The organism is Guptibacillus sedimenti, assembly GCF_028610665.1.
Lineage (GTDB): Bacteria > Bacillota > Bacilli > Bacillales > Guptibacillaceae > Guptibacillus > Guptibacillus sedimenti.
The window spans coordinates 687,255-712,409 of the sequence record NZ_JAQQWV010000001.1 but is presented as its reverse complement, the minus strand read 5'-3'; the positions used below and the strand labels follow the sequence as shown (position 1 = coordinate 712,409).

31 protein-coding genes and 1 other RNA gene are annotated in these 25,155 nt (G+C 40.3%); 9 read left to right on the top strand and 23 right to left on the bottom strand.

The genetic code is table 11. From position 1 onward, the window contains the following. Positions 1-11: 11 nt before the first annotated feature. The 10 genes from PQ578_RS03395 to PQ578_RS03350 all read right to left on the bottom strand — a co-directional run bounded on the left by PQ578_RS03395 (position 12) and on the right by PQ578_RS03350 (position 6,067). Positions 12-575: a sulfurtransferase TusA family protein gene (locus PQ578_RS03395; protein ID WP_273832198.1), complete on the bottom strand. Its 564-nt coding sequence runs from the start codon at positions 573-575 to the stop codon at positions 12-14. A gap of 20 nt (positions 576-595) precedes the next feature. After that, positions 596-904, bottom strand: a complete 309-nt coding sequence (locus PQ578_RS03390; protein ID WP_160917809.1) for a rhodanese-like domain-containing protein — start codon at positions 902-904, stop codon at positions 596-598. 14 nt (positions 905-918) lie between these two features. Beyond that, positions 919-1,278, bottom strand: coding sequence for a rhodanese-like domain-containing protein (locus PQ578_RS03385; protein ID WP_273832197.1), 360 nt, complete (start codon positions 1,276-1,278; stop codon positions 919-921). Between the two features lie 12 nt (positions 1,279-1,290). Continuing rightward, positions 1,291-1,770, bottom strand: coding sequence for a DsrE/DsrF/DrsH-like family protein (locus PQ578_RS03380; protein ID WP_098444987.1), 480 nt, complete (start codon positions 1,768-1,770; stop codon positions 1,291-1,293). Positions 1,771-1,820: 50 nt separating this feature from the next. Further along, positions 1,821-2,081 (bottom strand): metal-sensitive transcriptional regulator, encoded by a 261-nt coding sequence (locus tag PQ578_RS03375; RefSeq protein ID WP_160917811.1) that lies wholly within the window; start codon positions 2,079-2,081, stop codon positions 1,821-1,823. Positions 2,082-2,217: 136 nt separating this feature from the next. Then, positions 2,218-2,586, bottom strand: coding sequence for a YidH family protein (locus PQ578_RS03370; RefSeq protein WP_098444989.1), 369 nt, complete (start codon positions 2,584-2,586; stop codon positions 2,218-2,220). Between the two features lie 104 nt (positions 2,587-2,690). Continuing rightward, complete coding sequence (gene msrB / locus PQ578_RS03365) at positions 2,691-3,818, bottom strand: peptide-methionine (R)-S-oxide reductase MsrB (RefSeq protein ID WP_273832196.1); 1,128 nt, start codon at positions 3,816-3,818, stop codon at positions 2,691-2,693. A gap of 3 nt (positions 3,819-3,821) precedes the next feature. Beyond that, the gene (locus tag PQ578_RS03360; RefSeq protein WP_273832195.1) at positions 3,822-4,865 is read right to left on the bottom strand and encodes a sensor histidine kinase; all 1,044 of its coding nucleotides are present in this window, start codon (positions 4,863-4,865) and stop codon (positions 3,822-3,824) included. Then, on the bottom strand, positions 4,862-5,548 hold the full coding sequence (locus PQ578_RS03355; RefSeq protein ID WP_273832194.1) for a response regulator transcription factor: 687 nt from the start codon (positions 5,546-5,548) through the stop codon (positions 4,862-4,864). The genes PQ578_RS03360 and PQ578_RS03355 overlap by 4 nt, the downstream gene beginning before the upstream one ends. Before the next feature lie 12 nt (positions 5,549-5,560). Next, the gene (locus PQ578_RS03350; protein ID WP_273832193.1) at positions 5,561-6,067 is read right to left on the bottom strand and encodes a DM13 domain-containing protein; all 507 of its coding nucleotides are present in this window, start codon (positions 6,065-6,067) and stop codon (positions 5,561-5,563) included. Positions 6,068-6,310: 243 nt separating this feature from the next. On the opposite strand from PQ578_RS03350, the gene PQ578_RS03345 reads away from it, so the two are divergent. Further along, the gene (locus PQ578_RS03345; RefSeq protein WP_098444991.1) at positions 6,311-6,679 is read left to right on the top strand and encodes a winged helix-turn-helix transcriptional regulator; all 369 of its coding nucleotides are present in this window, start codon (positions 6,311-6,313) and stop codon (positions 6,677-6,679) included. A 42-nt stretch (positions 6,680-6,721) separates the two neighbouring features. On the opposite strand, the gene PQ578_RS03340 is transcribed toward PQ578_RS03345, so the two are convergent. Further along, on the bottom strand, positions 6,722-7,699 hold the full coding sequence (locus tag PQ578_RS03340; protein ID WP_273832191.1) for an acyltransferase family protein: 978 nt from the start codon (positions 7,697-7,699) through the stop codon (positions 6,722-6,724). Between the two features lie 332 nt (positions 7,700-8,031). Here PQ578_RS03340 and PQ578_RS03335 point away from each other — a divergent pair, with 332 nt between their 5' ends. Further along, complete coding sequence (locus PQ578_RS03335) at positions 8,032-9,474, top strand: carbon starvation CstA family protein (protein ID WP_273832190.1); 1,443 nt, start codon at positions 8,032-8,034, stop codon at positions 9,472-9,474. A gap of 23 nt (positions 9,475-9,497) precedes the next feature. Here the strand turns inward: PQ578_RS03335 and PQ578_RS03330 are convergent, their stop codons facing one another. The 3 genes from PQ578_RS03330 to PQ578_RS03320 all read right to left on the bottom strand — a co-directional run bounded on the left by PQ578_RS03330 (position 9,498) and on the right by PQ578_RS03320 (position 11,863). Continuing rightward, complete coding sequence (locus PQ578_RS03330) at positions 9,498-10,094, bottom strand: nitroreductase family protein (RefSeq protein WP_273832189.1); 597 nt, start codon at positions 10,092-10,094, stop codon at positions 9,498-9,500. 108 nt (positions 10,095-10,202) lie between these two features. After that, on the bottom strand, positions 10,203-11,198 hold the full coding sequence (locus tag PQ578_RS03325) for a Gfo/Idh/MocA family protein (protein ID WP_273832188.1): 996 nt from the start codon (positions 11,196-11,198) through the stop codon (positions 10,203-10,205). Further along, entirely contained in the window at positions 11,195-11,863 is a 669-nt protein-coding gene (locus PQ578_RS03320; protein ID WP_159784888.1) for a GTP pyrophosphokinase, read from the bottom strand. Before PQ578_RS03320 ends, PQ578_RS03325 begins: the two co-directional genes overlap by 4 nt. 124 nt (positions 11,864-11,987) lie before the next feature. Between PQ578_RS03320 and PQ578_RS03315 the strand changes: the two genes are divergently transcribed. Further along, positions 11,988-12,191 (top strand): hypothetical protein, encoded by a 204-nt coding sequence (locus PQ578_RS03315; protein WP_273832187.1) that lies wholly within the window; start codon positions 11,988-11,990, stop codon positions 12,189-12,191. A gap of 67 nt (positions 12,192-12,258) precedes the next feature. Here PQ578_RS03315 and PQ578_RS03310 read toward each other — a convergent pair whose 3' ends face one another. Both PQ578_RS03310 and hpaB read right to left on the bottom strand, forming a co-directional pair. Then, on the bottom strand, positions 12,259-13,584 hold the full coding sequence (locus tag PQ578_RS03310; protein WP_273832186.1) for a short-chain fatty acid transporter: 1,326 nt from the start codon (positions 13,582-13,584) through the stop codon (positions 12,259-12,261). Positions 13,585-13,731: 147 nt separating this feature from the next. Beyond that, positions 13,732-15,174: a 4-hydroxyphenylacetate 3-monooxygenase, oxygenase component gene (gene hpaB, locus PQ578_RS03305; RefSeq protein WP_273832185.1), complete on the bottom strand. Its 1,443-nt coding sequence runs from the start codon at positions 15,172-15,174 to the stop codon at positions 13,732-13,734. Between the two features lie 189 nt (positions 15,175-15,363). Here hpaB and PQ578_RS03300 point away from each other — a divergent pair, with 189 nt between their 5' ends. After that, positions 15,364-16,092, top strand: coding sequence for a SurA N-terminal domain-containing protein (locus tag PQ578_RS03300; protein WP_160917820.1), 729 nt, complete (start codon positions 15,364-15,366; stop codon positions 16,090-16,092). 28 nt (positions 16,093-16,120) lie between these two features. Here PQ578_RS03300 and PQ578_RS03295 read toward each other — a convergent pair whose 3' ends face one another. Then, the gene (locus tag PQ578_RS03295) at positions 16,121-16,534 is read right to left on the bottom strand and encodes an acyl-CoA thioesterase (protein WP_273832184.1); all 414 of its coding nucleotides are present in this window, start codon (positions 16,532-16,534) and stop codon (positions 16,121-16,123) included. A 191-nt stretch (positions 16,535-16,725) separates the two neighbouring features. Here PQ578_RS03295 and PQ578_RS03290 point away from each other — a divergent pair, with 191 nt between their 5' ends. Beyond that, positions 16,726-17,148, top strand: coding sequence for a VOC family protein (locus PQ578_RS03290; RefSeq protein WP_273832183.1), 423 nt, complete (start codon positions 16,726-16,728; stop codon positions 17,146-17,148). A 206-nt stretch (positions 17,149-17,354) separates the two neighbouring features. Here the strand turns inward: PQ578_RS03290 and PQ578_RS03285 are convergent, their stop codons facing one another. The 3 genes from PQ578_RS03285 to PQ578_RS03275 all read right to left on the bottom strand — a co-directional run bounded on the left by PQ578_RS03285 (position 17,355) and on the right by PQ578_RS03275 (position 20,554). Next, positions 17,355-18,338 (bottom strand): nuclease-related domain-containing protein, encoded by a 984-nt coding sequence (locus PQ578_RS03285; RefSeq protein WP_273832182.1) that lies wholly within the window; start codon positions 18,336-18,338, stop codon positions 17,355-17,357. 135 nt (positions 18,339-18,473) lie between these two features. Continuing rightward, positions 18,474-20,168 carry a dihydroxy-acid dehydratase gene (ilvD, locus tag PQ578_RS03280; protein WP_273832181.1) on the bottom strand — a complete coding sequence of 565 codons (1,695 nt, stop codon included), beginning with the start codon at positions 20,166-20,168 and terminating at the stop codon, positions 18,474-18,476. Between the two features lie 227 nt (positions 20,169-20,395). Beyond that, the gene (locus PQ578_RS03275; protein WP_098445005.1) at positions 20,396-20,554 is read right to left on the bottom strand and encodes a DUF1540 domain-containing protein; all 159 of its coding nucleotides are present in this window, start codon (positions 20,552-20,554) and stop codon (positions 20,396-20,398) included. Positions 20,555-20,678: 124 nt separating this feature from the next. Here PQ578_RS03275 and PQ578_RS03270 point away from each other — a divergent pair, with 124 nt between their 5' ends. Further along, a complete protein-coding gene (locus PQ578_RS03270) occupies positions 20,679-21,236 on the top strand; it encodes a DUF6944 family repetitive protein (RefSeq protein WP_273832180.1) in 558 nt (185 codons plus the stop codon). 60 nt (positions 21,237-21,296) lie between these two features. Here PQ578_RS03270 and PQ578_RS03265 read toward each other — a convergent pair whose 3' ends face one another. Continuing rightward, positions 21,297-21,857 (bottom strand): DJ-1/PfpI family protein, encoded by a 561-nt coding sequence (locus tag PQ578_RS03265; protein WP_273832179.1) that lies wholly within the window; start codon positions 21,855-21,857, stop codon positions 21,297-21,299. Between the two features lie 183 nt (positions 21,858-22,040). Here PQ578_RS03265 and PQ578_RS03260 point away from each other — a divergent pair, with 183 nt between their 5' ends. From PQ578_RS03260 to PQ578_RS03250, 3 genes are all read left to right on the top strand, one after another. Further along, complete coding sequence (locus tag PQ578_RS03260) at positions 22,041-22,919, top strand: LysR substrate-binding domain-containing protein (protein WP_273832178.1); 879 nt, start codon at positions 22,041-22,043, stop codon at positions 22,917-22,919. Between the two features lie 182 nt (positions 22,920-23,101). Then, a complete protein-coding gene (locus PQ578_RS03255) occupies positions 23,102-23,653 on the top strand; it encodes a PadR family transcriptional regulator (protein ID WP_273832177.1) in 552 nt (183 codons plus the stop codon). Positions 23,654-23,659: 6 nt separating this feature from the next. After that, the gene (locus tag PQ578_RS03250) at positions 23,660-24,151 is read left to right on the top strand and encodes a DUF4188 domain-containing protein (RefSeq protein ID WP_273832176.1); all 492 of its coding nucleotides are present in this window, start codon (positions 23,660-23,662) and stop codon (positions 24,149-24,151) included. A 76-nt stretch (positions 24,152-24,227) separates the two neighbouring features. On the opposite strand, the gene ssrA is transcribed toward PQ578_RS03250, so the two are convergent. Both ssrA and smpB read right to left on the bottom strand, forming a co-directional pair. Continuing rightward, positions 24,228-24,586: a transfer-messenger RNA gene (gene ssrA / locus PQ578_RS03245) on the bottom strand. A gap of 101 nt (positions 24,587-24,687) precedes the next feature. Continuing rightward, a complete protein-coding gene (smpB, locus tag PQ578_RS03240; RefSeq protein WP_048311765.1) occupies positions 24,688-25,155 on the bottom strand; it encodes an SsrA-binding protein SmpB in 468 nt (155 codons plus the stop codon).

Genomic DNA, 25,155 nt, shown 5'->3' with positions numbered 1-25,155 from the left:
CCCTTTATTTTCTAAAGATCAGACGTTGTAGGACCATCCCATTCGGACATTCCTGGTACAACATTGATCACATTATAGCCATTCTCAGCTAGCTTTTGCGCAGCAAGATCACTTCTTGTACCTGTACGACAAACAACATAGATTTTCTTCTCTTTATCTAACTCTGCCATACGATTTTCTAAATCACCCAGTGGCAAAGAGATCGCATTTGGAAGGTGGCTGAACGCATATTCTGCTGGCTCTCTTACATCCACGATCGCCATATCTTCTTCTGCTAGTTTTGCGGTAAGATCTTCATTTGAAATAACATGTGGATGACTCTTTTCAAGAGTTGTTTCCCCATCTGAAGCCTTACGAAGATAATGTTTTAGTACATCGCCTTCTTCGACAGTTCCAAGATAATGATGCCCAACTTTATCAGCCCACGCTTTAAGGTCAGCTTTAGAGCCTTTGTCCGTAGCCAGAATTTCTAGAACAACTCCAGCTTCAAGATCCTTCATCATTTTCTTCGTTTTTACAATTGGCATTGGGCACGCTAGCCCTTTTGCATCAAGTACATGATCAGTTTGTATCATAAGTCTACCTCCTGTAGGGTTTATTCTGTTTCTCCAGTCCATTCAAGCATGCCGCCTGTCATATTTAAAACGGAATACCCGTTTGATTTTAGAACCATTGAAGCCATACTACTTCTGCCACCTGATCGGCAGACAATGATATGCTCTCTATCCTTATCAAGTTCATTCATTCTGTCCTGTAGCTCATTGACTGGAAGATTATAGGCACCAGGAATTTTACCTTCGGCTACCTCTTCTGGTCCTCGAACATCGACAATACTAATGGTTTTATTGCTCTTTAACAGTTCATTTACCTCAGTTGGTGTTACATCTTTTACATAACCAGACATTCTTTTTCCTCCTCTTATTTCCACATATTCATTCCGCCGCGTACATTCGACACAGACGTGAATCCCTGACTCTTCAATTCACCACAAGCTTTTGAACTTCTCATACCACTTTGACAGATCACAACAACTTCTTTATTTGGATCAAGTTCTTTTGAACGTTTGCTTAGTTGATAAAGCGGCATATTTTTAAATTGCTTTACTTTTTGTCCTTTATATTCACCTGGAGTACGCACATCAATAAATTGGACGTTGCGATCATTAAATTTTGCTTTCGCCTGTTCAGAAGTTATCGTGGCTACACCTTTTCCATGTGCGAATTTTTTATAAATGAACCATACAGCTATCACGATGATAGCAATTAGGAATAGTTCCATTTTTATCGCTCCTTAAATAAAGAGATTGACGTTACCATCTTCAGCATCACCAAGGTAAGCGGCCACACCTGCATAGTCGATTTCTTCTAGCAGCTCATCTTTTTGTAGACCAAGGAGATCCATCGTCATCGTACAAGCAACAAGCTTCACTTCCTGTTCTTGTGCAAGCTCAATTAGCTGTGGAAGTTCTGTTACATTATGCTTTTTAATCACGTTCTTAATCATTTTTTTACCCATTCCACCGTAATTCATTTTGGAAAGGCCCATTTTGTCTGCGCCGCGTGGCATCATTTTTCCAAACATTTTCTCTAGAAAACCTTTATTAACGTCTACTTGCTGATCTTTACGAAGAGCGTTCAAACCCCAGAATGTATGGAAAATCGTTACCTCATGATCATAAGCAGCAGCACCATTTGCGATAATGTAAGCAGCCATTGCTTTGTCATAATCTCCACTAAATAACACAATCGTCGTTTTCTTCTGTTCACTCATTTTATATCCTCCTCTTATACACCCTAGGGTATATAACATGTTAAAATTTTTTATCGACTTCTTACTAAAAGGTTAACAGCTTCTTTCACAACATCATCAGTAGATTCTCCCTGCTCAATCTGTTGGTGAAGACACTGTTCAAGATTCGAACTTACGATTAATCCAATCGAACGATCAATTCCAGAACGCGTTGCGGAGAGTTGCGTGACAATATCTTCACAGCTCTTCTCTTGCTCCATCATCTGGATGACGCCGCGTAATTGACCTTCAATACGCTTCAATCGATTCATAACGGCTTTATCGTATTTCATTTAATACCTCCTCACTATATACCCCTAAGGGTATAAAATCAAGTAAAAAAATTTATCGGTACATCAATTTGTTTTGTGTTTTAAATACCTATAGGGGTATTATAACGTATCTGTATAGAATGTCAACACCCTCGTTTTAAGAAAGCCAATTGATTTGAATAATAAAATACGTAGCAATTAAAGCAATCATTAACAATACGACTACTAGTAGAAAAACGACGATCCATGAAGAGGAAGGCACCTCGAATTTTAAAATGCGTTTTTTCGTGCGATAGAACTGCACAGCTCCGCCTGCGATCGTCAACAAACCAAAAAATAACGAGGAAAAACTAATGAAGACCGCTACCTGGTCATCTGCACGTTCTCCCGCCGCTCTTGTAAAATGTAAGCTTGCTGTTAGAAAACCAATACCAATGATAGCAATCGAAGTGCGAACCCACGCTAGAAACGTTCGTTCATTTGCTAAAAGCTGCTGCACTCGTCCATCTGCTTTCTTGTTTTCCAAGTTTCTTCACCTCACATGATTTGAATTATATACCCCACAGAGTATATACGCAACGGTTGACTACTGTTATTTTATCCATCTAAAAACAAAAAAAGCAGAATCGCTTACGATTCTGCCTGTTCATCAAAAATGTTTACAAATTCTCCGTATCCTCTGTCTTCCATTTCCTCTTTTGGGATGAAATCAAGAGCAGCGGAGTTCAAGCAATAGCGAAGACCTGTCGGCTCAGGGCCATCTTCAAACACGTGACCAAGGTGAGAATCAGCACCTTTACTTCGGACTTCCGTTCGAACGGTAAACCAACCTTTATCTTCTTTCTCTACAATGTTCTCTGGTACTAGTGGCTTCGTAAAACTAGGCCAGCCTGTACCGGATTCATATTTATCGATCGAACTAAAAAGCGGTTCGCCTGAAACAATATCTACATAAATTCCTTGTTCTTTATTATCCCAGTATTCATTATCAAATGCTTTTTCCGTATCATCTTCCTGTGTGACACTGTATTGAATGGGCGTAAGCATTTCTTTTAATTCTTCATCAGTATACGTAACAGCTGATTGCGTTTCTGGCACATCTACCTCACGATCATCTCCCCAAGCTTTCTCGAGAAACTGATCGCGCCCTGAATTTTCACGATAAAATTTATAGCGAAATTCATTTTCTTTATAATAATCTTGATGGTAATCCTCCGCTACGTAAAAGGCGGTGGCTTCTTCAATCGGAGTAACAATCGCTTTATTGAACCGTTCTGAGTCCTCAATCTCCTGTTTCGACTTCACCGCAGCCGATTTTTGCTCTTCGTTATGATAAAAAATCCCCGATAAATATTGATCACCACGATCGACAAACTGTCCTTCATCATCTGTCGGGTCAATTTGTCGCCAAAATACATCTAAGAGTGTCTCATAGCTAACAACAGAAGGATCATAGTACACCTGAACGGCTTCAACATGACCGGTCCCTCCTGAAGATACTTCTTTATAGGAAGGGTTTTCCGTTTCTCCACCAATATAACCAGAGACGGCTTCTCGAACGCCATCTAGCTTTTCAAATGGTGGTTCCATACACCAAAAACATCCTCCCGCAAAAGTAGCAATCGCTTCATTATCCTGGACAGCCTGTGCAGGCTCGCTCCCATATGAACGTTTAAAGATCACATCATAGAGTTTCGGCAATGTGAAAACTAAGACAGCCGCTATCCCAATTAACAAAATCCACTTTGTTGCTTTCATACGTTATTCCTCCTTTATTTCTAATGGAAGCATAAACCAAAATTCGCTACCTTCACCTTGAATACTCTCAACACCAATCTTTCCTCCATGAAGCTCAATCAATTGTCTTGAAATCGCCAGGCCAAGCCCTGATCCTCCATATTTGGTATTCCTAGATTTTTCAACACGATAGAAGCGATCAAAGATTTTTTCTAATTCTGCTTCTGGAATACCGCGCCCTTCATCTTTAATAAAAAAGACAGCGAACGTTTCCACTTTTTTCAGTGAAATGGTAATAGTAGAGTTATCGTGAGAGAAAGCAATGGCATTCTGAATCAAATTCGTTAACACGCGCTTAATCTGATCAGGCATCATCGGAATGACCCCTAGCTGTTCATCAATTTGCACCGAAAGCTCAATTTTTCTCTCTTCAAGCTTACGATCAAATTGCTGTAATGTTTCCACGAGAATCACATCAGGATGAACCAGCTGTGGTTCGTAAGGTGACGTGCCACTCTCCAGCTGTGACAAATTTAAGAGTTCCTCAATTAAATGACTTAACCGCTCTGTCTCTCTTTCAATTGTCTCAAGATACCGCTTTTGGGTTTCCTCATCTGTTATAACCCTATCCTGTAGTGCTTCAGCAAAAGATCGAATCGAAGAAACCGGGGTTCTTAAGTCATGCGAAACATTGGCAATCAACTCTGTTTTATACCGTTCCGAACGCTTCACTTCTGAAAACATACCATTCAATTTGTCAGACATCACATTAAAATGGTGGGCTAACTCTTGTATTTCTTTTGGCCCCTTCTCCGTCACCTTCACATCAAACTTCCCTTCTGCAATGCGACTTGTCTCTTCTGTCATCTGATTCACTGACTTTAATATTTGAGATGTAAATAGAAAATGAGCCAGCATGGAAAGAGATCCTGCTCCCACAGTGATTAACGTAAGGGTGAAAATCAATTCGGGTGTAAGAACCATTCGGACATAACTAATAATAAGAAAAACAAGAATCAATGCTATAGAAATTCCGTTAGCAAGCATGAGCATCGTTCTAAGTTTCATGACGATGCTTCCTCAAACTTATATCCGATACCCCATACGGTTTTTATCCACTTAGGAGCTGCCGAATCTTTTTCTATTTTTTCACGAAGGCGCCTTACGTGTACATTAATGGTATTAGCATCGCCATCAAATTCGTATCCCCATATCGCTTCAATTAATTGCGATCGTGGAAAAACCCGAGTTGGGTGACTGGCGAGTAAATAAAGAAGATCAAATTCCTTAACGGTCAAGTCTACCGCGGCGCCATTGATCGTTACTTTCCTTTTCGTTTCATCAATTGTAAGCTCACCGAATGTTAATAAAGCTTCCACATGCTGTCGTTTGGTTCTGCGCAAGATGTTTCGCACTCTAAGAACAAGTTCTCTTGGGCTAAATGGTTTGGTTAAATAATCATCCGCTCCGACCGTTAAGCCTAAAAGCCGATCTCGTTCCTGACCTAGAGCTGTTAACATAATAATAGGGACATCATCGATCGCACGGATCTCCTCAGCTGTTTCCATTCCATCTTTTACTGGCATCATTAAATCAAGTACAATAAGATCTGGCTTTTCTAATTGCCATCTTTTTATAGCCTCTTCTCCATCTTCTGCAGTAATCACGTGATACCCATCTCTCTCTAAATATCTCCTACTTACATCAAGGATGGCTTCTTCATCATCTACCAGCAATATTTTCTCTGCCACCTTACTTCACCTCTATTCCTTAAGAAACAGTTCTGCAAAACCGAAATCCACTTCAAAAGCTTTGCACCAAATGACGATCCGATCGCCTTCTTCTAGAAACGTAGACTCTGGGATTCTGTAATTCTGATTTCCGATATTTCCTTTTAATTTCCCTAGAATGGTCCCTTCCCTTGTGGACTGTCCTTCTTTTACGAGAATTGTATATAAGTCCGGACCATTTGTTACTTCAAAGTTCTCAAATCGAATCCACTGTTGGTTATTTGTCTGAAAAGTCGTCACGTCCCCCGACGCCTGGTGATTCTCATCGGCATTTACAAACATTCCAGAATGATGTCTTGCTTGTGCATCTTCGGAGCGCTCATCTGACATTTCTTCAGCACTGGTTGTTTCTGCTCCTTCAATCGTTGGTGGAAGCTCTTCATTTACCGTTTCATCTAGAAAATGGGGAGAAATCAACCACCAGCCTACTATGAGCATAAGGACGAGAAGGGTACTCAGAGAAACCCATTTCTTACTCATCCACACCGTTCCTTTCTCATTTAGAATATCCTTATCATAAGAAACAAAAATTAGGGTTCGCTGAAGAAAGTATTACGATTTCATTAACTCTTCTTTAGTGTACCTTATTTTAATTCGATCGTTTATTTTTAATCGGTTTATGAAAAACCGTCCGGGTGTGTCATCATTTTTCTGGTTAAAACACGCGATAGGTGATAGGATATAGAAATAGAACTACTAAATTTTTCGTAAGGAGTATATACGATGAAAAAATATAATATCCCTGTCGAAGCTGCCCTCGAAGTGATTGGAGGAAAGTGGAAGGTCGTCATACTCTGTCACTTAATCGAAGGTACGAAGCGCACCGGTGGATTAAAAAAATTAATGCCTGGCATTACGCAAAAGATGCTTACACAACAGCTCCGTGAATTAGAAGATGATGGTGTGATTTTAAGAAAGGTGTACAATCAAATTCCACCAAAAGTTGAATATTCACTGACTGACTACGGATGGTCTTTAAAAGAAATACTTGATTCACTTTGCTCATGGGGAGAGCAGCACATCGAAAAAACTTATCCTTGTAAAGAAGATGTTCTCTTACAACCTGAAGAACGAGATACAATGAAAGCTTAATTCAAAAAACGGTCCGCACGTTTAAACGTGCGGACCGTTTTTTTATCTTCGAGCTGAGGTCAATTTATCTGGTGAAGGTAACCATCGATCGAATGCCAGCAGTTTCGAGAAAAACGGCATGGCAAATACTGTAGAAACGAACAGCGTAAAGATCAAGATAAATGGAATTCCCCACATGGTCGCAATGACTTCAGATGACTGTTGTTCAAGGAACCATTTAATGACAAATCCATGGAATAAATAAATTGCAAACGTTCTAGATCCTAATGGTGTAAAGACAATTGGTCCTTCTGGAATCACCGAAAAGAACAGAAACATAACAATTGCCGTTCCAATATAATAGGTGAGGCGAATCAACAAGTCTGTGTTTGATTCATACACATACGTACCGTAAAGGAGATCAGCTAGTCCTTCAATTTTGTATAAATAAAACAGTAAAAACAATCCGCCAAGTACCACGGGAGTAATCCACTTCATATATGGGAAGCGGATCGGCTTCTTTTTACGCCCCATTACCATGCCAAGTACGAAGAACGGTAAGAAAACGAAGAGTCGGTCAAGTGATAGAAATCTTTCAACATCAAAGTAACCAACAACAAGGCCAGCCCCGATACTTAAAGGTAGCAAAAGACTTGTCTTCATTTTAAGCAATATAGGTGATATCAGCTTATATGCAGCGATACATAATAAAAACCACATGGCCCATCTTGGGGTTAAAAACTCAATCGCAAATGATTTTTGATACAGGTTTGTGTAATAAATTGAATAAACGACCTGGAAAATGACATAAGGAAGTAAAAACGTCGTGAACACTTTCCAAAAATATTTTGTCCCAGATGCCTTTCTAGTGAAATAGCCAGCTAAAAAAATAAAAGCAGGCATGTGAAAAATAAAGATTACATGATACAAACTGTAAAGAAAACGAGAGTCATTAATGAATGGCGTTAGCAGATGACCACCGACTACTAACAATATTAAGATAGCTTTACTATTATCGAAGTATGCAATACGTTCTGACACGAAAAACAACCTCCTCAAAGGATTGAAAGACGATATTGTCCTTCTCTATATACCCTCATTTTCATTTTTTCATCCTTTATATTGGTAAGTTATTCGCACCTTGACCACATAATTCTGTCAATCTCACCAAAAGAGAGAATATTCTAACACTACTTTTAGTCATAAACACAACCTTTTTACTATCTGAATCCAGGTCTATTGACTCAAATTAGTATGAAAACGCTTGAATTAATAGAAAAATATATTTTTTCTGAATAATCCTATTGTTTTTTTGTTCCGCGATGAGTAGAATGAATGTTATATTTTCACACATACAAAAGGAGGCGGGAGACATGATCACATTTGTCGGAGCCATTTGTTTATTGATTGTTGGGTATTACGTTTATTCTAAGGTGGTTGAACGAATTTTCGGCATTGACGATGATCGTGAGACGCCTGCATATACAAAGCAAGATGGCATGGATTATATGCCAATGAGCTGGTGGAAAGGAAGTTTGATTCAACTTTTAAATATTGCCGGTCTTGGTCCAATCTTTGGTGCAGTGCTTGGAGCACTATACGGGCCTGTTGCTTTCATATGGATTGTCATTGGCTCAATCTTCGCAGGAGCTGTTCACGATTATTTCTCAGGTATGATGTCACTTAGGCATAATGGGGAACAGTATCCATCACTTGTAGGACGCTACCTTGGAAAAGGGGCAAAAGGAACGATTAATATTATCTCAATCGTTTTGATGATTCTTGTTGCTGCTGCTTTTACAGCTGGTCCTGCCCAGCTAATGGCGCAAGTAACACCGCTAAGTTTCACGATGAGCTTGATACTCATTTTTGCTTATTTTGTACTCGCAGCTATTTTACCTGTAAATAAAATCATCGGTCGAATTTATCCTATTTTTGGAGTTATTCTGATCGTGATGGCTGTTTCAATTGCAATCGGGTTATTCTTTATGGACAATCCTATCCCGAATTTGACGTTCTCAAACCTGCATCCGGATAATTTGCCGTTATGGCCACTCTTAATGATTACCGTATCGTGCGGAGCAATCTCTGGATTCCATTCGACTCAAAGTCCTATCATTGCAAGAACAATGAAACGTGAAAGCGATGGAAAAAAAGTCTTTTATGGAGCGATGATTGCAGAAGGTGTGATTGCTCTTATCTGGGCAGCGGCCGGAATGACTTTCTTTGGAAGCACTGGTGGACTTCAGGGAGCACTAGCTGCTGGAGGACCGTCTGGAGTCGTAAACGAAATAAGTTCTTCCTTACTTGGTACATTTGGTGGCGTGCTTGCGATTGTGGGTGTTATTATTCTTCCAATCACAACTGGCGATACGTCCCTTCGGTCTTCTCGTATGATGCTTGCTGATTTATTTACTAAAAAAGAGACGTCAAAAGCTTCTGATGGCAATGGAAAGACGCTTCTTTTAACAGCAGCTGTTGCAACACCGACATTTCTATTAACTCAGATTGATTATACATTTTTATGGCGATACGTTGGTTTTACAAATCAACTCGTGGCTACTGTCATGCTTTGGACAGCAGCAATGTACCTTGTAAAAAAACAAAAGTTCCATTGGATTTGTAGTTTGCCTGCACTCTTCATGACAATGACGGTATCAACATATCTTTTCCTTGCACCAGAAGGGTTTCAACTTCCATACAACATCTCAATGATCTTTGGTGGCATCATTACTTGTTTTACAGCGGGATGGTTTGGTTATCAATTATGGAAAGCCCGCAAAAGAAAAATGGTTACAATCGAACAAGTGGCATAGAGAAAAGCAGCCTTCCTTTTCAGCTAGAAAAAGGAAGGCTGCTTTTTTGGTTGCGTATCGTAAATGGTAAGTTTGTTCTTAATAGATTTACGTTCTTTCGGATTGGGGATAAACGCTGGCTTCCCAATATGAAGCAGCCCAACGATCACGTCACTAGGCTCAAGTCCCATCGCTTCTCGAAAGATAGGATCGAAAATAAATCCGTTTGTTTTCCATACAACGCCTAATCCTTTCGCCCAGGACAGTAGCTGTATATTTTGAATGAATGCACACGTAGCCGCAAAATCTTCATGACGCTCTTTTTCACTCGTAGCCGATTTCACTGTCACAAGGAGATGAATCGGTATGTTATGAATGAATTGATTGATCTTTTCCTTTTTCTTTTCCGCTTTTTCTTCATCAAATTCTGTACGGGCAATACTTTCTTGGATATGCTCAATGAGGTGTCCTTTGCCGTCACCCTTATATAACATCACTTCCCAAGGTTCTCTTAGTTTATGGTTTGGCGCCCATTTCGCATCTTCCAGAATGTCTACGATTGTATGTAATGGGATATCGTCCGGTTGAAATTTGCGAATCGTTCTTCTTGAAACAATTGTATGTTGAATCGTATCATTCATTTTTTATAAGCACCCTTTCTTAAGACATATGGTAGACCCGTGCCTTTTAAACTCATCTTACCTCCATTCTATTGATAATGATTATCAATGTCAAATAAAAAAGAAAGCCTATGAGAGACTTTTCTTTTCTTGATGATAATTTGCAACGAGCTGATCCATTACTCTACTCGTTCTAATGGCCGTGTTTCCAGTGCTTGGTGATTGTCCTATGCCGTTTAGCTCATTAACAATAGTCTGAATTAACGGCTGTTGAACATGTTCAGGATACACCACTTCAATTTCACGTTCACCAGACTCAGTTTTGAGAATGATTGGACGTTCTTGAAGTGTTGAATAAACGATTGATCCTTTATCCCCAATGATTTCATTTAAATCTTCATTTTTATAAGATTGAAAACACCACTGCCCTGTGCCGTGTACACCTGATTGAAAAACATAAGTGCCTGAAACGATGTCTTCTGCTTCATAAAGACCGCCTTGATTACTCGCAAAACCATCCGCTTGTTCAATAGGACCAAAAAGATAGTCAAGAAAATCAAGCGTATGACTGGCCAAGTCGAAAAAGTGGCCCCCACCCGAAATTTCCGGTTTCACTCGCCAGGGAAGATCACCTTGTAATTCTTGTTCGGAAGCTTTCTTATGATGCACAGTCCTTACAAATCGAACATTACCGATCTCGTCATTCTCCAACAACTCTTTTACTTTCAAAAGAGCAGGCATCGCTCGACGATAAAAGGCAACGAATAAAGGCACATCGTTGGAACGGCATGCGTCGATCATCTCCTGACATTCTGCTGTGTTTAATGCCATTGGTTTCTCAACATACACCGGCTTCCCAGCTTTGGCTGCAAGAAGCGTATATTCTTTATGGGTCGACGGTGGCGTCGCGATGTAGACTGCGTCCACTTCGTCATCCTGAATCAATTGTTCCGCATTTGTATACCACTTTGGCACTTCGTGTCTCCTAGCATAATCTTCTGCTAACTCTGCATCACGGCGCATAACCGCCACGAGCTCCGAATACTCTGCTTTTTGGAACCCCGGTCCGCTTTTCTTTTCAGTAACATTCCCGCAACCAATGATCCCCCAACGAATGGTTTTCATATAAGCCCCCTAGCTAAAAGTTTTTTCTCCTCAATTTCATGCTCCTTAAATTCGTTTACTTCATCTTTAATTCGCATCATTTTTGCATCAAGGTAATGAACGATTTCTGCCGCTTCTTTTAATTCATTGCTTAATTTATCCGGGATTTCCCCTTCAAACTTATAGTAAATCTTGTGCTCTAAACTTGCCCAGAAATCCATGGCGATGGTACGCAATTGAATTTCCACTCTTACAAGTTCTGGTCCTTTCGATAAGAAAACGGGAATCTCAACGATCAAATGCAAGCTTTTGTATCCATTTGGTTTTGGGTTTTTTACGTAATCTTTTACATCAATCAGTCGGATATCATCCTGACTTTCAATCATGTCATAAATACGATAAATATCATTAGTAAAAGAACAGGTTACGCGCACGCCTGCAATATCATTAATATGTTGCTTTACATTTTCAGTCGTAACTTCTAGTCCTTTACGTTCTAGCTTTGCCATAATACTTTCTGGTGATTTTATTCGTGATTTCACGTGTTCAATTGGATTATGCTGATGAACAAATTGAAATTCATCATTTAAAATTGTTAGTTTAGTGTTAATTTCATCGAGCGCAAATTTATAAATGAACAAAAAATTCTTCCATTCTTCTATTCGTTCTTGGAATTCCTTCTTCATGTTCAAACCATCCTTTCACCTGTTACCGTACCATACTTTTATGAACGGCGTATGAACGGACTTTGACGAACTCGGAACAAATGCCAACGTTGATATGTTAAGATATTATAGAGGGAGGTAAATAATGGATAAACCAAAACTTCATTTTCTAATTATCATAAACCTTTTCATAAGCGCGCTTGCCATGGCCTTGTATGCATTCACTATGTATCAGGATCAAAAAGTAGGATATTCCTTCACCTTTGTCATACTTTGCTTTTTTTTCATTGTATTGGCGATTTATGGCGTGATACGAAATCAAAAGCTTCGCTCGAACGATAACCATTAAGGCTTCATTGACAATGAAGAACAGAAGCCGCTTAAACAAGCTTCTGTTCTACTTATACTCACCGCTCCTAGGGGATAAAGACAAGGCCGAGCGAAATCGCCACACCGCTTACAATCAATACGATGAAGCAATACCCCATAATGTCCTTTGCTTTTAACCCCGCAATGGCAAGGGCTGGTAAAGCCCAAAACGGTTGGATCATATTTGTCCACGCGTCTCCCCATGCTACAGCCATCGCTGTTTTTGGAATCGATACCCCTAATTCCTTTGCGGCATCAAGCATAATCGGTGCTTGAACCGCCCATTGTCCTCCACCAGACGGTACAAAGAAATTTACAATCCCCGCACTTAAAAATGCAAAGAACGGAAACGTAAATTCATTTGAAATCGAAACAAAGCCCTGTGAAAGCTGAGCAGCTAGTCCAGAAGCCACCATCATTCCCATAATACCTGCGTAGAAAGGAAACTGTATGATGATCCCGCTCGCTCCCTTCACCGCATTACTTACTGATTCTAGAAACTGACGGGGTGTTCCATGAAATAGGATTCCTAGAAAAAGAAAACCAAAATTGACGATGTTCAGATTCAATTCAAATCCTGCATTCACAAAATAATAAACCAAATAGGCGAGCCCCACAATTGAAATAACCAAAGAAATGATGCGACTATTCTCTAGTCTTTCGGCTGGCGTTAATTCTCCTTCAAGACTCGCCGCCTCCACGTGCCCTTTTTCAAGCAAGTTTGGATCAATATGTACACGCTCATCTTCTGAAGGTGACATGAAATAATTGATAATAGGTAAAAGAAGAAAGAGAGATGCAACAATCATTAAATTAAACAAAGAAAAAATCGTTTCATTCGTTGATACAATGCCGATCAACTCAGCTGTAAAATGATCAGGCGTGGCAATGGTAAGGGGGATGGAACCAGCAAGCCCCCCATGCCACACAAGAAAACCACTATAAGCACTCGCAATCAGCAAACGGTAATCGACTTTCTTCACCTGCCTCGCAAGTTCTTTCGCATAGAGCGCTCCAATAACAAGACCAAACCCCCAGTTGATCCAGCTTGCAAGCAGAGATACGAGTGTGACGTATACGATCGCTTGTCCCGGTGTTTTCGCTCTTTTTGCAAGAAAAAGTAGACCTTTCTTAAAAAGGGGGCTACTTGCGAGTACATAGCCAGTGACAAGAACAAGCACCATTTGCATGGAGAAAGCAAGTAAACTCCAAAATCCTTCTCCAAAGTATTGAACCATCTGAACTGGTGAACTTCCGGTAAAAATCATCCCGAGCGCAAATACAACGAATGTTAAAATGATCACAAACAAAAACGGATCTGGCAAATACCGTTGCATGATCCGATTTGATAATGAGATGGAAGCTTTAAGCATACATTCAACTCCTTTATGTAATAAGGTACTTCAACTTCATTCGGTAACAATTCTCCTGTTTCCTCCCCCAAAAAGAAAACGTTTTCAAAATCAAAATTTCTTATAAACAAAAGAAAGAGCCGCATTATTGCGGCTTTACTTTTACTTTTACTTTTTCCTTTCCTCCAAAAAAGCTTGAACCATATCAACATAAGGTTGAGTGAAATAACGGTTGTAATGAATCGTTGAAAGTCGTATTGGATCTCCAAAGAAAAAACGTTCAAATTGGGTTTGCCGGGAACCAAATGCACTCATCCCAAAATCCCACGCCATTCGAAATAGCTGCACGCGTTCTTTTGCATTGATGTTTGCCCCTTGAAGATATTTCGCCAAATCTTCTTGAATGTCTGAATTAAAGTCCTTCTCAGTAGGAATTGAAATCAGCCCACTTGCACCAAGTAGTTGTATGATCTCGATTAATCTTGGATAAACACCGGAAAAATATTGAATGGCAGCCTTCAATGGCTGACTCTGCGGAACAAGCGTACCATATTGATTAATCCGACTATTGACTTCAGAAGTGACTAGCAGTGCTTTCATAATTTCAAGCGTCATGATAATTTCACTCATTTTTAACTTAATATGCTCGTACTCTTGAATTTGAATGGCTTCTCCCATTAACTCACATAGTCCAAGAATATATTCTACCTTTACTACCTGCCTGCACACAGCTTGAAATTGCAAGAACGTGTACATACCAGTCGCTTCTTCCATCTCTCCAACAATTTGAGCATCTTTATAAAGAAAGACACATTCCCAAGGGACTAAAACATCCTCAAATACGACGATAGAATCAATTTCCTCAAATTGTGAAGCGAGAGGATGATCAAATCGGGAATCACGATAGCAAAACGATTCCCTACAGATGAATTTCAGTCCTTCGGTGTCAGAAGGAATCATAAAACCGAATAAATAAGCATCATCCAATGTGTAGCCTCCGGCAGGTAGAACGAGTAGTTCATCTGTTAATCCCCCCTGGGTAGCTAACAATCTCGCACCTTTAATGACGATTCCTTCTTTTTTTTCCTCAACCACTTTGGCAGCTGTGACATCCGTATCATCAATGTACTGAGTAGCCGATCGATTAACCTGTGGATTAATAAACGTATGTGTGATGGACAAATCTTTCTCTCTTGCAGTTTCATATAATCTCTTAATATTGTCTCCAAAAGCTTTCTGATCTCGTGCAAAATGCGGTGCTGCATTCCCAAGCGTCATAAGTAGTGTATTCATATAATCTGGTGACCTTCCCATCAGTCCTGCACTTAATCTTGCCCACTCCTGGGTTGCCAAGCGGCGATTCGTGAGATCTTCAATCGACGTAGGCTGATGATAAGAAAAACCATAGTCTCCTTTACAATCAGGTGTTGAATATCGAAACAACTTTTGATTAGCAGGCTGACATTGATAATCATAAAGGGCGGCTTTGCTTTTTAAAATGCCTTTAAAAGGCGCCAGTTCCGATAATTTGCCTGAACACCGTCCTCCTTCAATCCATACTTCATTTTGGAGCGCGTCAATCCGTTCAATATACTCTCTTCCGTTAATCATACCGTCTCCCCTTTTCATAAAACTACTTATTTAAACTATGCAACAGTTGCATAAGAATGTAGTGCTTATGCCTTCTTCATGAAAGATTGTAATAAGAATGTGTTTTTTATCCCATACTTACTGATAGGGGTTTTCAAGTCGACTCTTTTGTGGAACAATAGACACAGCCTTTTGAAAGGAGCATGTGAATTGCGTAAATTAACTTACCTATTTATAACAGGTTTATTAATCGTAGTATTAGCAGCCTGTGGAGGAAATGAAGAGAGCAGTAATGACAAAAAACAAGAAGATACAAAGACAGAAGAAAAAGCCGGTGAGCAAGAGCAACCGGAAGTTGATGAAGTCGATGCAGACAAAGTAGTAGCGACCGTCAATGATAAAGAAATTAAAGGGGAAGAATTTAATGCCCTTTATACTCAAAGCCAAATGCAATATGTGCAAATGGGTCAAGAAGTACCAAAAGATCAGCTAGATCAAATGAAAAAACAAGTCGCTGAAAGCATGGTAGGTCAGGAACTGATCCTTCAAGCAGCTCAAGAAGAAGGCATTAAAGCTTCCGATGATAAAGTTAAGGAAGAGCTTGAGAATGTCAAAAAAGGCTTTGAAGATGAGAAAAAATTCGAAGCTGCACTTAAAGAAAGTGACATGACGATGGAAGATCTTGAAAAAGAAATCGCGAAAAACATTCAATATACGAAGTACATCGATCAAGAAATTAAAGTTGATGAAGTTAGCGAAGAAGAAATGAAAGAATACTATGAGAAGGCAAAAGAACAGGGTAGTTCTGAAGAAATGCCTGCTTATGAAGATGTGAAACCTCAGATCAAAGAAGGTCTAGAAGGTGAACAGAAAAATAAGAAAACGCAAGAACTGATCGACAAACTTAAAAAAGATGCTGATGTTAAAATCAACATTTAAGTTCCTCGATGAAAAGCCACTAGCGAAATTACTCGCTGGTGGCTTTTTCAGTGTCGTAAAGATGGTCTTCAAGCTGACTTCGAATCTCATCTGGAATCGGCATGCTTTTTTGTACATCAAAATGATAGTTCACGTAAGTCGCGCTTCCTTTGACACAAATGCTCTCGTTCTGATGAATTTCCTCATAAACTTCAAAGCTTGTTCGACCAACTCGTTTAATCCATGTGTAAACAGTTATCGGCGTTCCATAATAAATTTGAGACATGTACTGTGCATTCATTTTCAAAAGAACGCAGTGCCAGTCATGGAAACTTAAATCTGGGTTAAACAAACGAAAGATCGGATCGCGACCAGATTCAAACCAAACCGGAATGACCGTATTATTAATGTGTCCTGCTCCGTCTGTTTCTGAAACTCTTGGATCGATTACTTTCTGATACATAAAGCACCTCCTATTGTTTGACTAATTCGCTACGTTGAAGTGCTCTTCCTTTTTATAAGTAGGGTGTCCACACGATTAAGTAGAAATGTGGCATTTCATGACGAACGACCGTTCTTTGTTATTCCTCCTCATGCCGTTATACTAGACGTAGATAGACAAGTACTGACTTACTTTAAAGGAGAGTGAAAGCTATGAAGCACCACCCGATTCCTTATTTCTCATTTGAAGGCACAGCTCGTGAGGCTTTAGAATACTACAAGGAAGTCTTTGAAGGGGAAATAACCGATGTTCAAACGTTTGGAGAAGCAAACTTCGAAACGCCACCAGAACTGGACGATCACATCATGCATGCACGCTTTAAAAAAGATGACCTCTTTTTCATGGTTTCCGATGTTTTTTTGAATCAAAACGTAACTGTAGGGAATAACATCTCTCTTGCACTCGAACTGGATAGCTCTGAAGAAATCGAGTCGCTCTATGCCCGCCTGAAAGAAAAAGGAACGGTATATATGGAGCTTCAAGATACTTTCTGGGGAGCAACATTTGCAAAAGTAAAGGATGCCTATGGGGTGATCTGGGATCTTAATTTCGAGAAACCTGGGTCTTCTAACTAGTGATGGAGGTCCGCCATGGGTGTGTGGCGGGCTTTTTGTTATTGTCGGAACTTCTTTAGAGAGTTGGGCGGGTTTTGCAAGATGCCAGGGGTGCCGCGGGAGGCCCAGACGTGGATCGGGAGGGGTTTATTGGCCAAATTACTATTTTATTGGCTAAATCCAGAATATATTGGCCATATCTGAGTTTTATTGGCCAAAATTGAAATTTATTGGCTAAACCTGTTCAAATCCACTTCTAAAAAGTACTTCCTCCCTTTTTTGATGCCCTCACACTGAAGGTTCATCGCTCTTAACATTTTTGATGTGGCAGAGACGGAATCCATCCTCAAAAACCGCCTCGCCTCCTGATTCGTAATTTCTCTAGACACAATTAATGCGTAATCTTGAAGCGCCCTTAAGTGGGCATCACGCGAATGAGCGCCACATAATTCGCAAAACCATCTCCCGTGCAGTCTCTGCATAGCCAGACGAGCACACGCTGGACAAGCAACACCAACAATCAATTCGTCCGGAGAAATTGAAAAGCGCTTTAGCACGTCTCGGTCAAGCGGCTCATGTAACTTAACAAGAATACGCCCTAACTTTCGTACTTCCTTCACCGTCAATCGCTCATCACCATACCTCTTATCTAGCAGATTCACTTTTGTCGGAAGAAACTCACCCCGAATCACTTTTGAAGAAATGAACTGAACCTCCTCTGTCGCTTTCAGGACCGCTCTGCGGTTAGCGACAACAATAAGCGTTTCAATCGGTACTTCTGGGATATTCATTTTTTGAAGCAAAGCGCGAAGTTGGGAGCGCTGCCGCTCCACCTGAGTGAGGGGGTTAGGAAAGGCTTCTTCTTTCGTGTCGGAAATGCGAATGAACTGGTTGAAGGTGCGATCAAACATGAGAGTCCCAGAGATATTTTTCACTTCAAGAATGAGAAGATAGTGCTGAGTCAAAACAAGCGTATCGATTTGAAAATAATGGACACCGTCAAAAAAACGCAAGTCATGATAGATTGAAAACCGCTTATCATCTAAAAAACTTAGTGGAAAACCAAGAGATTTTTCACCTGAAATTCCTGCTTGGTACATGGCAATTTGCTGCTTCACTTCTTCAATGCGCGAATGATAGGATGGAAGCCGGTTAAGTAAAAGGCATAATTTGTGGAGATGATGCGGGGGATCATGATCTTTCTTGATCAAAGGGAGACACTCTCCTCTGGATTTTATTTTCTACCTATACGAATTCATTCTCCACTAATTCATTATTTCCTTTGCTCAATAAAATGAAAAAGCCAGCTCCTCCACATAGAAGGAAGCTGGCTTTCGTACTACCATTTACTCAAGATCAAGATCTGTTACTGCACCTTTTGCGGATGAAGAAACGAGTCTTGCATATTTACCGAGAATACCTGTCTTATATCGAAGTTCAGGGCGTATCCATTCAGCACGGCGACGCTCGAGCTCTTCGTTTGTTACATCAAAATTGATTTGTTGCTTGTCACTATCAATGGTAATCGTGTCGCCTTCTTTCAAGAGGCCGATCGGTCCACCAACAAACGCTTCTGGTGAGACATGACCGATCACAAAGCCGTGCGATCCGCCTGAGAAGCGTCCGTCTGTCATAAGGGCAACTTTCCCATTCAATCCTTTCCCAACAATCATGGAAGTAATGGAAAGCATTTCCGGCATACCAGGTCCGCCTTTAGGACCTACATTACGAATAACGACAACGTCACCTTCTTTAATATCATCCGCTTCGATTGCTGCCGTTGCTTCTGCTTCGTTATTATAAACACGAGCTGGTCCTTCAAATTGACTAATTTTCTGACCAGACATTTTTGCAACAGAACCTTCAGGAGCTAGATTCCCTCGTAGAACAACAAGTGGGCCACTTGCTTTAATCGGATCATTTAGAGAACGGATAATTTCTTGTCCTTCTTTTAGCGCTGGTGCTTCGGCCAAGTTTTCTGCGACCGTTTTTCCTGTCACTGTGAGGCAATCTCCGTGAAGCAAGCCATGCTCATGAAGAAGCTTCATGACAGCAGGTACGCCGCCAATTTCATATAGATCTTGCATGACATATTTACCGCTCGGCTTCATGTCTGCAATGTATGGAACACGTTCGCGAACGCGTTCGAAATCATCCAATGATAAGTCAACACCAGCTGAGTGAGCCATTGCCGTTAGATGCAAGAAGGCATTTGTTGAACCACCAAGAGCCATGACAACCGTGATCGCATTTTCGAATGCTTCTTTTGTCATAATGTCACGAGGATAGATGTCTTTTTCAAGAAGGGAAACCACTAGTTCTCCAGCTTGACGACATTCAGTTTCTTTATAATCATTCACTGCAGGCGTTGAGGATGATCCTGGGATACTCATTCCTAGTGCTTCAACCGCAGATGCCATTGTGTTTGCTGTATACATTCCGCCACACGCGCCAGCACCAGGACAAGCAGAACATTCAACTTTGTGCAACTCTTCGTCGTTAATTGTTCCAGCTTGATATTGTCCTACCGCTTCAAATGACGAAACGATGTCAATATCATTTCCATTCAGTTTACCTGGCTGAATCGTACCACCGTACACGTACACGGACGGAATGTTCATACGACCAATTGCGATTAAGCAACCTGGCGTTGTTTTGTCACAGCCGCCAATTGCGACAATGCCATCAAGACGTTCTGCATTTGTGACCGTTTCAATTGAATCCGCGATGATTTCGCGACTTGGCAAAGAATAGAACATTCCCTCATGCCCCATCGCAATGCCATCAGAAACGGTAATCGTGTTAAAAATCATTGGCGCGCCGCCGTTATCCTTAGCGCCTGCTTTTGCTTCACGCGCAAGAGCATCAATATGTACGTTACAAGGTGTAACTTCACTCCAGGTACTCGCTACACCAATCATTGGTTTTTTAAAATCTTCATCTGTAAAACCGACTGCTCGAAGCATGGAGCGGTTAGGTACTCGATTTACACCTTCACTGATTACTTTACTTCTGATTCGAAGATCTTTTTTGCCTTCCATTCCAATCACCCTTCCACTTCACATATAAAATTAGACAATTTATTTAATTCAAAATTTATATTCTTTGATGATACTAGTTTTCGCACTTTAACGCAAACAATTATCTGAATTTATTTGTAAACTTTTCGCGACCGCTATCTTCTTATAAGGACCATAGCTTCAAAAACATTGAGAAGCCGCCCTCTGATGAGGACGGCTTCACTTTTTATCGTAACGCTTGGAAGAGTTTAAAGGGTACCAGGCTCAAATGTTTTACAATCAGTTTCTTCACTATTACGTGCTTTATTCCCCTGATGACTGACAACATAGATTTCGTCTGCTCCACAGCTTTTTCCATTACGATTGTGAACGCAGTTTGCGACTTCGCACAACACATCTAATGCCATTCCCTTCACCTCCTTATTTATATGATGATCTTAACAAGAGATGTTCATACTGACATTCATTAACAAGATGTGGCTAGAATGTATAGTATAAATCACGGAGAACAATAGAGTAGGCGGTTAAGCTATGGATAATGAAAATGAACAAGATCAGCTAAAAGCTGTCTTCGGATCATGGATTCAAGCTACTGGTACAGTTATTTCTGCTATTGGAATATCATCTTTTTTTACAATTGGTTCCGAAATATTAAACAGTTTAAATTTAATAGGAAATGTGCTTCAGGCAACGGGAAATGCCATTTTAGCTGACACGATTAGGGAGCTTTCTCTCGATAAAATAGGAAATGAAATACAAGCGATTGGAAACTCTACTGTTATTTCTGGAATCCTACTTGATTTAGATGTACAAACAAAAATTAAACTTGATATTGATGGTAACCTGCTTCAGGCTTTAGGAGGGGCTACTTCTCTAGCTCAAGCGCTAGAATCAATCCCTAGTGCAGCTGTACTTTATAGTATATACGGAAATTCCCTGCAAGCTACAGGTAATTCCTTGCAAGCATATGCTGGAGCTAAAGGATTAAGAAACGAAGATGGTGAAAATATTAATATTGTCGGAAGTTGGATTCAGGCTACAGGAGCGGTTATCTCTGCAATTGGTCAAACAAAATATCCTCAAAACTAAAAAACACGAAACGCTAGAAAGGCGTTACGTGTTTTTAATTCCATATCCCTTCACAATTTATTAAGATAACTCTTTCATTAGTTTCAGAAATTCTTTCATAAATCCAGGTAAATCGGGCCATGCCTGCCCTGACACGAGATTATCACGCGTATGGACTTTCTCATCAATGTATGTAGCCCCACAAGCGGTGACATCAGGTTTACATGCTGGATAGGCGGTATATTCGCGATCCTTCATGATATCTGGAATGACATTAAGTACCTGAGCCGCATGGCAAATCGCGCCTACTGGTTTATTTTCTTCAAAAAAGTGTCTCACGATGGCTGGTACATTCTCGTCCATTCGAATGTATTCTGGGGCACGTCCGCCTGGAATAATTAATCCATCATACTCTGAGGGCTTAATATCAGCAAACGAAGCATGTGATTCAATTCCATAGGCTTGTTTTTCAACAAACGTTTCCATTTCATCCGTAAAATCATGACATACCGTTTGGAGTTTTTTAACAGTTGGTGAAGCAATCGTCACGTCAAACCCTTCCTCAAGACTACGATAGTATGGGTAAAAAATCTCAAGAGCTTCAACAGCATCACCGGAAAGAATTAATACTTTTTTACTCAAAACAAGCACCTCCAACAGAAATTTGTTTGCCTCTATCAATACCCCTTTTTTTTACATATGTAACGGATCTAGCAAAAATAGGGAGAGAATCTCCGTCAATGGTTGAATTCGCGTATGATTTGCGACTACAATAAACCATAATGCATTTCTCATTCTAATAGGAATAGAGACAGGAGCTTTCATATGGACATTAAGCAGTTAGCCTATTTCGTTGAAGTCGCCAAGCAAAAAAGCTTCACGAAAGCCTCACACTCCCTCTACATCTCACAGCCAACATTAAGTAAAATGGTGAAAAGTTTAGAAGCTGAGTTAGATGTTGAACTACTCGATCGCTCGGCACGATCAAGTGAACTAACCGATGCAGGAAAAATCGTATATTTGCAGGGTGAGAAAATCTTAAATATGGTCGACGATCTTTCTTCTCATTTATATGACATGATGAATTTAAAGAAAGGGCACATCAAAGTTGGCCTCCCCCCACTCATCGGCGCCCTCTACTTTCCTAGTATCTTAAAAGGGTTCCAAGAACTCTACCCTGATATTACGATAGAACTAATGGAGCATGGAGCCAACATTGCCCAACAAAAAATCCTCGACGGTGAACTGGATTTTGCAGTCGGACTCTTGCCTGTCGATGAAACAAAATTTGAAACACTTCCATTCAAAAAAGAAGAATTAATGCTGTTTGTGCACAGTTCGCATCCATTCGCAGAAAAAAATAAAGTCTCAATCAGCGAGTTACGAAATGAGCGGATCATCCTATTTAGTGAAGACTTTATGTTACACGACCAGATGATTGAACAGTGTCGTCTGGCTGGATTTGAACCGCACATTTCTTACGTGAGCTCTCAGTGGGACTTTATTAGCGATATGGTTAGTCACAATCTCGGCGTCACCTTTTTCCCAAGATCTATTCTTACTAAAATCAACCAAAACAACGTGGTCTCAATTCCACTCGTAAATCCAGAGATCCCATGGGACCTTGGCATTATCCTTAGAAAAGAAAAGTACATTTCTTATGCTTCTCGTGCATTTATTAACTACATTAAGTCTGCAATCTAACCAGCGTAATCTAGAGGTAAAGGAAAAAGTAGCATTATAAGGATTAACAAAACAAGCCGTCCATGTGGGCGGCTTGTTTTGTTGTAGATATAAAAATCTGACAAACAGACTTTCCATATGTTTGAAGGTAATGTATGATATATCCAAATGATATATATCAAAAAGATACAGGAAGTGAAGAAGTGGATAAACAATTTCATACAAAGTTCGCGATTCTTGGCTTATTAACGATCGGTTGTCAAACGGGTTATTCAATGAAAAAAATGATGGATGGAAGTTTAAATCATTTCTGGAAAATCAGCTACGGACAAATTTACCCTACACTAAAAAGTCTACTTGAGGAAGAATTGATCACTGTTCAGAAAGAGAGTGAGTCTGGAAAACCTGATAAAAAGAAATATGAATTAACCTCATTAGGTTACCAGGCCCTTTACAATTGGACGGAAACTCCTATTGAAGAACTTGGAGTAGAAAAGAATGAGTTGTTGCTTAAACTTTTTTTCAGCCATCACCAGAGCAACGAAACAAACTTAAAACAATTGGATCACTACAAATTAAAACTGCTAGAACGTTTGAATACTTATCAGGCGATCGATGAGATGATACGAGGAACGTATGGCGATCAAGAAGATGCAAAATTTTGGCTCTTAACACTAGACTACGGGATACGGACAACGCAAGCAGCAAGTGAATGGGCTGACGAAGCCAAAAAGAAGCTTACTCAAAGGAGGTAATAGAATATGGCGAAGCAAGTCTTTAACGGACGGTACACGGTGGATAAAGGACAGGACGTTGTGGTATTTCTCATTGGGATGCGAATTAATCAATGGTGGGCTGTGCATAAATGGCTTCCTGTCTTCCTTGCGATGCCTGGCATGATTCGTGAGCTTAGCATCAACAAGCAGTTAGGTTGCCTTTCTATGGAAAATTTCTTTAGCTTCCGAACAACGTTACTCCTTCAATACTGGCGCTCATCTGAAGATCTTCGTCAATACGCCCATGGTCAAGTTCATTTGAAAGCATGGAAGAACTTTAATCAAAAGGTTGGCAATAACCGCGCTGTTGGGATCTATCATGAAACTTATAACCTTTCGAGTTCTCACTATGAAACCCTTTATGGCAATATGCCTGCCTTTGGATTAGGTAAAGCCCTCGGTCGTATTGCGGTTACTCCTCAAACCGATTCTTTTAGGAAGCGTCTCCACGGGAAGCATACAGAAAAAGCGAATTAATTCTAGAAAAGCCCAGAGCCCTGGGCTTTTTCATTGAGATGATTTTTTCCAAATAAAAAACCACCAAATATGTATTTGGTGGAGACGGTGGGAGTCGAACCCACGTCCAGAAGTATCGGCACTTAAGCTTCTACGAGTGTAGTCGTTATATTAGTGTTTCACTACAATTCAGCCCAACGACAGGCTTCCTTGTAGCTAGTCTGATTAATCTCTTCCAACTTTCCTCAGACGGTGGATTGTTGGCGTATCCCACTTAAGTTGAGTCCCTTACCCTACCACATGGGCGATGGAGGGAGGAACCGCAAAACAGCTTACGCTGCTAGTGCGAAGTTGTTGTTTTCTTTGCCAGTTATAGGCATGGCGTTTTTAACGTAGCTCGCCAACTCGACTCGCGACTTAAGCTCGACCTACCCCTGTCGAATCCGTAACGTCCCCATATAAGAAAATGAGAACCGAAAACGGGTAAGCAGTTAAGCTTAATATGTTGTTTCGGTAATTTTAATTATAACATAGATCAGCTTCCATTCAAATGGAAACTATATCCGCTGACGTTCTTTCAATGCTTTGTCCACTTCACGTTTCATCGTCTTATCTTTGAGATCTTGGCGCTTATCATACTTCTTCTTACCCTTCGCAAGGCCTAGAAGTACTTTCGCATAACCATTCTTGATATAAACTTTCAGTGGAATTACCGTGTAGCCCTGTTCTTTCGTTAGGCCAATGAGCTTATCAATCTCTTTTCGCTTCATCAACAGCTTACGAGTACGGGTTGGATCGTGGTTAAAACGATTCCCCTGCTCATATTCATTAATGTGCATATTCAGAAGAAAGATTTCTCCTTTACGAATAATGGCGTGAGAGTCTTTCAGGTTTACGCGTCTTGCCCTGATGGATTTGATTTCAGTTCCCTGTAGAACCAATCCTGCTTCATATGTTTCGATAACTGAATAATCGTGTCTTGCTTTCTTATTTTGTGCAATGAGTCCACCATCACCTTTTGGCAT